Origin of the sequence: Acinetobacter sp. UBA3025 (genome assembly GCF_002367915.1) — a bacterium.
GTDB lineage: Bacteria > Pseudomonadota > Gammaproteobacteria > Pseudomonadales > Moraxellaceae > Acinetobacter.
This window is the reverse complement of sequence record NZ_DFDO01000204.1, coordinates 1-5,059: the sequence shown is the minus strand read 5'-3', so window position 1 is coordinate 5,059 and position 5,059 is coordinate 1. Positions and strand designations below refer to the sequence as shown.

Genomic DNA, 5,059 nt, shown 5'->3' with positions numbered 1-5,059 from the left:
AGAAAAGAATATGTATGGTAAGAAAGTGATGGGCATTGAGCGCTCTACCTTCATTTTCCATAATGGCAAATTGGTCAAAGAATACCGTAAGGTAAAAGCCGCTGGCCATGCTGAACAGGTCTTAGAAGATTTGAAAGCTTTACAGGCTGCTTAAGATCTTTCATAAAATCAAAGAAGGCATGAATAGAAATATCATGCCTTTTTCTTTAGAGTTGCTGCAAATATAAGTTTAATTTACTAAAGAAACCGCAATCGACCACATTACACAGCCAATGAGTACATCCAGTATTTTCCAGGCTTGTGGCCGCTGAAAAATAGGTTGCAAATAACGTGCTGCATAGCCCAGTCCAAAAAAGAATACAAAGGACGCACTAATCGCTCCCAAGGCAAATTGTATCTGCGCATTGGAATATTGGGTGGAGATAGAACCAATCAAGACCAGTGCATCCAGATAGACATGCGGATTGAGCCAGGTCAGCATCAAACAAATCAGCAAAACCTTATATAAAGAAGGCACATCTTTTTGATCTGTGTCCAGACGCTGCTCATTCTTCCAGGCCTGATAGAAATGTTGAGCGCCATAGATCGCCAGAAAAGTCGCACCCAGATATTTCGCCATATTGATCCAGTGCGGATTGACCAGCATCAATTGTGAAAACCCCAAAACACCGGCAAAAATTAAAATCGCATCAGACAAAGCACAACACATACAGATCGCAAAGACATACTGCTGTTTCAAGCCCTGTTTCAATACAAAAGCATTTTGTGCACCAATGGCAATAATCAGGCTAAAGCCTACCACCAGACCTTGTAAATATGCATTTAACATTGGAATATCATGGAATTATAAAGATGGAGATCATTATCTATGTTATTCTTTTCAATTAAATATAATTAAGAAAATATCATTCAGACTAAATTTTATTTAGGTAAGCTATGCCACTTAATTCTAAAAACTGTGATGCTTTTTTAGCCGTTGCAGAAACTCAAAGTTTTGATGCTGCCGCAAAAGTATTAAATATTACTGCTTCGGCAGTCACTTTAAGAGTGCAAAATCTGGAAAGAGATTTGGGGCAAGTTCTGGTGTTACGTGAGCGTCCTTGTAAAGTGACCAATGCCGGTCAAAGCTTACTGAATTATTTGCAGCATCAACGTCTGTTGCAGCAACAATTAATCCAGCAATTAAATGGTCAAAATAAAGCAGAATTTAGCTCGATTCATATTGCGGTAAATGCAGATTCTCTTGCAACCTGGTTATTTCCCTGTCTGAACACCACTCTGCTTGCAGAGAAAATTACTTTGAATCTTCAGGTTGCTGTTCAAAGTGAAACTCATAAGCTTCTAGAGCAGGGTCAAGTCAATGCCTGTATTAGCAGTGAGAGTGAAGCCATGCCAGGCTGTAAGGCTCATTTTATCGGGCAGATGCATTATAGAATGGTTGCAACACCTGCCTTTGTGCATTCATGGTTTAGACAAGGCATTCACCGGGAATCACTGCGTAAGGCACCTGCTGTGATTTACAATGATCAGGATCATCTACATAGCCATCTACTGTTAGCTCAATTTGGCTTAAACCAGCAATGTTTTCCTTTTCACTATATCCCCTCCTCAACCGCCTTTGCTGATGCTATTTTTTCAGGATTAGGATACGGTTTGGTACCGGACTATCAAATTGCGGACCGGATTCAAAATGGGACATTGATCGAAATACTGCCTGAATGCAGTTGTGATGTACCTTTATATTGGCATCACTGGAAACAGCAGTCTCCCGCTCTCAAACAGTTAACCAAAGTCATTCTGGAACAGGCAGAACAGTGCATGAATAGTCCAATTCAATAAACAGTTCTATGATGTCTTGCCGAATTTACAGAAATTGAATATCAGATTATTGGGTTTTCCACTGCCCCATCAAATGAATATTAACTTTTTCACCCACGCCTGCAGTGGCTTTCTTCATCCCAAAATCTGAGCGATTAATTACCGTGGTGGATTTCACATCGAGTAGATTAGGATTACCCTTGTTCGGTGTCAGCGTGGTATCGAATACCACTGGTCGAGTAACACCTCTTAGAGTGAGTTGACCCATGACCTGATAACGATTCGTACCATTTGGCTTAAACTGCGTACTTTTGAAATTGACTGTTTTATAGCGCGATGCATGAAACAGATCCTCACCCATAATCATATTTTTAAGGCTGGGCTTGGAAACCTCCAGGCTATCCACCTGCATAGTGAACTCAGTAGATGACTGTTGTGGCCGATCGGGATCAAAATGCATGGTTGCCTTGAACTCTTGAAAATTTCCCTTTACCACATTCAAACCCAAGGAGTTAATGCTAAAGCCGACACTACTTTGAGGCGTCAATGTCCAGCTTTTAGCATACGCAGCCGATATACACATAGCAGATAAAGCACCTGCATAAGCTATATTTTTCAGGAATAGATTCATTGTGTTCATCCTTAACAATCAAATGAACTCACTACCTTAAAACGGTTTTAGCTCAGATTTGTTTTGTCATTTAGTTCAAACTTGTTGACCAATTGTTGATAAATCTCATTATTTTTAAATTTATGTAAAAACTCACTAGTGCCTAAAGGAAAAGCAGATTCCACCACTTCACCGCGATAATACGCTTCACGTAAAGGAGTCGCTGAAATAGCACCCACCAAGCTATCCAGTTCCACCATTTCCCATTCCGGGAACAAACTTAAATAATAAGAAGATTCATCTTTAAAGTGTCCAATCAGACCAACTTTTGCTTCTGCTTCAACTACTTCAAACACCAACGATTTCACCAGTTTTTGCCATTTTTCATCATTATAGACATCAATGACATGGACAAATTTAATGCGCTTCTGATCTGCTTCAGAAAAATTCGACAGGATCATTTCTTCACGTTCAGTGGCCAGAAATGGATTTTTAATATTGCGTTCTTGCTGTGCTGAGCCTAATGCCAGAATCACCTGCTGGCTCTGCTGCAAGGCAATTTTAATCGTTTGCATATGGGCCAGATGGAAAGGTTGAAAACGACCAATAAACACCAGGTAATTAAATTTATACTTCATAGCACATCTTACTTTTATGAACGCATCAGTTATGCCGCAGGGAAGTTTTTGCGACATAATAAGCGCCAATAAATTCATATTAATAAAGCAAGGATAGTACGATGACACTGAGCTGTATTCAACAACCGCATCAGCATTTAAATGCGAATTTAGACCATGGCGTATTGACCTTAGCCATTCACCGTCCTGAGGCAAAAAATGCGCTTTACGGCGAACTATATCTATGGATCGCACAGGCACTGGATGAAGCGGATCAGGATAGTAGTGTGCGTGTCGTGATTCTACGTGGTCAAGACGCAGACTTTAGTGCCGGCAATGACATGCAGGACTTCATGAAGTTTATTCAGACGCCTCTGCAAGCTAAGGCTGGCGATACCCCTCCTTTTGTCCTGTTGAAGTCCGCTGCAAAATTTTCCAAGCCTTTAATTGCTGCCGTTCGTGGTGTGGCGATTGGGATCGGGGTAACGATTCTGCTGCATGCTGATCTGGTTTATAGTGACAATACTGCCCTATTCCAGATTCCATTTGTTAGCCTTGGCCTGTCGCCTGAAGGCGCTTCAAGCAAGCTGCTGGTACAACAAGCGGGTTATCATAAAGCGGCTGAGCTATTGCTTACGGCACAACGGTTTAATAGTGAAAAAGCATTGGGTGCAGGTCTGGTAAATAGCATTGAGGAAGACGTCTATGCCGCTGCTGAAAAGCAGGCAAAAATTCTTGCCGCTTTACCCCTGGCTTCTATTAAACAAACCAAAGCACTGATGAAGCATAATCTGGCTGAAGTTATCGAGTGTATTGATGATGAAGCTGAGATCTTTATGAAACGTGTCGGTTCACCTGAAATGACAGAAGCTGTTCAGGCCTTTATGCAAAAACGGAAACCTGATTTCACACAATTCAACTAATTCTGAAACTTATCTTTTAATTGAGGCAGTTTAGACTGCCTCAATCTTTTATATTTTTGAAAGAATCACGCTTATGACTAATGAAAACTCCCAAACGACTTCTCAAACAACCGATAGTTCAAATCCTGAAAAGAAACGTTACTACGAACCTGCACCTCAGGATATTGATGTAGACAATTTCCGAAAGGTCATCGAAAGCCGCCGTTCAGTGCGTAAATTTACCAAGAAGCCAATTCCTGCTGAAGTATTAGATGCCTGTCTGGATCTGGCACTGCTGGCACCAAACTCTTCAAACCTGCAGCCATGGACTTTTTATGTGGTGCAGAACCCATCCAAGAAGAAACGTCTGGTTAAAGCATGTATGAGCCAGCTTGCTGCTAAAACGGCTTCAGAACTGATTGTCTGTGTTGCACGTACTGACCGTGTTGATGAAATGGCTAAACTGAATATCAGCGAGTTTCCATTTCCTGAGGCGCCTCCAGCCATTAAAAAGTACTATAAGTACATTCCCTATAACTACAAAACCGGTTATTTGAATGCCTTTGGTAACTTTAAGAAAGTTGCTTTCAAAGTAGCACGTACACTCGATAAACAAATGCCAGTGTCTGCATTTAGCCCTGCTGATGCGAAACTTTGGGCAAGTAAAACCACAGCATTAGCCTGTGAAAACCTGGTACTAGCTTTACGTGCTTATGGTTTTGATAGCTGTATGATGGAAGGCTTTGATGAACCAATGGTTCGTGAACTTCTAGATCTGAATGATCAGCAATATCCAGTGATGGTGATTGGTGCTGGTGAACGTGCCAAAGATGGCGTGTTCTTCCCGCAGTATCGTTTTGATCGAGAGCTATTTATTCAGAAGGTTTGAGTTTAAAAGTAGTATTTAAAAGATTTAATAATATTAATTTACTTAATATTTGATGACATGGATGTCGCTTAATTAAGTATATTAGAAAAATCTAAATAATAATTTTATAGTTTCCTCATACAAGTATTTCATAATGATTTTATTCTTATAAAGAAGCATTTAAAACAAAAAATTTTAAATCATAAATTATCTTAACTGGATCAAAGCCAATTACGGGACAACA

6 protein-coding genes and 1 pseudogene are annotated in these 5,059 nt (G+C 40.3%); 4 read left to right on the top strand and 3 right to left on the bottom strand.

Features of this window, described 5'->3' with window-relative positions; all coding sequences use genetic code 11:
• Positions 1-154 (top strand): annotated as a pseudogene (locus B4J23_RS08530) (peroxiredoxin); the annotation flags it as partial.
• Between the two features lie 75 nt (positions 155-229).
• Here the strand turns inward: B4J23_RS08530 and B4J23_RS08525 are convergent.
• Positions 230-829 (bottom strand): LysE/ArgO family amino acid transporter, encoded by a 600-nt coding sequence (locus tag B4J23_RS08525; protein ID WP_376782856.1) that lies wholly within the window; start codon positions 827-829, stop codon positions 230-232.
• A gap of 107 nt (positions 830-936) precedes the next feature.
• On the opposite strand from B4J23_RS08525, the gene B4J23_RS08520 reads away from it, so the two are divergent.
• A complete protein-coding gene (locus B4J23_RS08520) occupies positions 937-1,839 on the top strand; it encodes a LysR family transcriptional regulator ArgP (RefSeq protein WP_208462189.1) in 903 nt (300 codons plus the stop codon).
• A 46-nt stretch (positions 1,840-1,885) separates the two neighbouring features.
• Here the strand turns inward: B4J23_RS08520 and B4J23_RS08515 are convergent, their stop codons facing one another.
• Positions 1,886-2,449: a YceI family protein gene (locus tag B4J23_RS08515; protein WP_291359962.1), complete on the bottom strand. Its 564-nt coding sequence runs from the start codon at positions 2,447-2,449 to the stop codon at positions 1,886-1,888.
• 47 nt (positions 2,450-2,496) lie between these two features.
• Positions 2,497-3,066 (bottom strand): nicotinate-nicotinamide nucleotide adenylyltransferase, encoded by a 570-nt coding sequence (locus tag B4J23_RS08510; RefSeq protein WP_291359960.1) that lies wholly within the window; start codon positions 3,064-3,066, stop codon positions 2,497-2,499.
• A gap of 101 nt (positions 3,067-3,167) precedes the next feature.
• Between B4J23_RS08510 and B4J23_RS08505 the strand changes: the two genes are divergently transcribed.
• Together B4J23_RS08505 and B4J23_RS08500 are read left to right on the top strand one after the other, a co-directional pair.
• Complete coding sequence (locus B4J23_RS08505) at positions 3,168-3,968, top strand: enoyl-CoA hydratase (RefSeq protein ID WP_291359958.1); 801 nt, start codon at positions 3,168-3,170, stop codon at positions 3,966-3,968.
• A 73-nt stretch (positions 3,969-4,041) separates the two neighbouring features.
• The gene (locus B4J23_RS08500; protein WP_159124572.1) at positions 4,042-4,836 is read left to right on the top strand and encodes a nitroreductase family protein; all 795 of its coding nucleotides are present in this window, start codon (positions 4,042-4,044) and stop codon (positions 4,834-4,836) included.
• Positions 4,837-5,059: the final 223 nt, after the last annotated feature.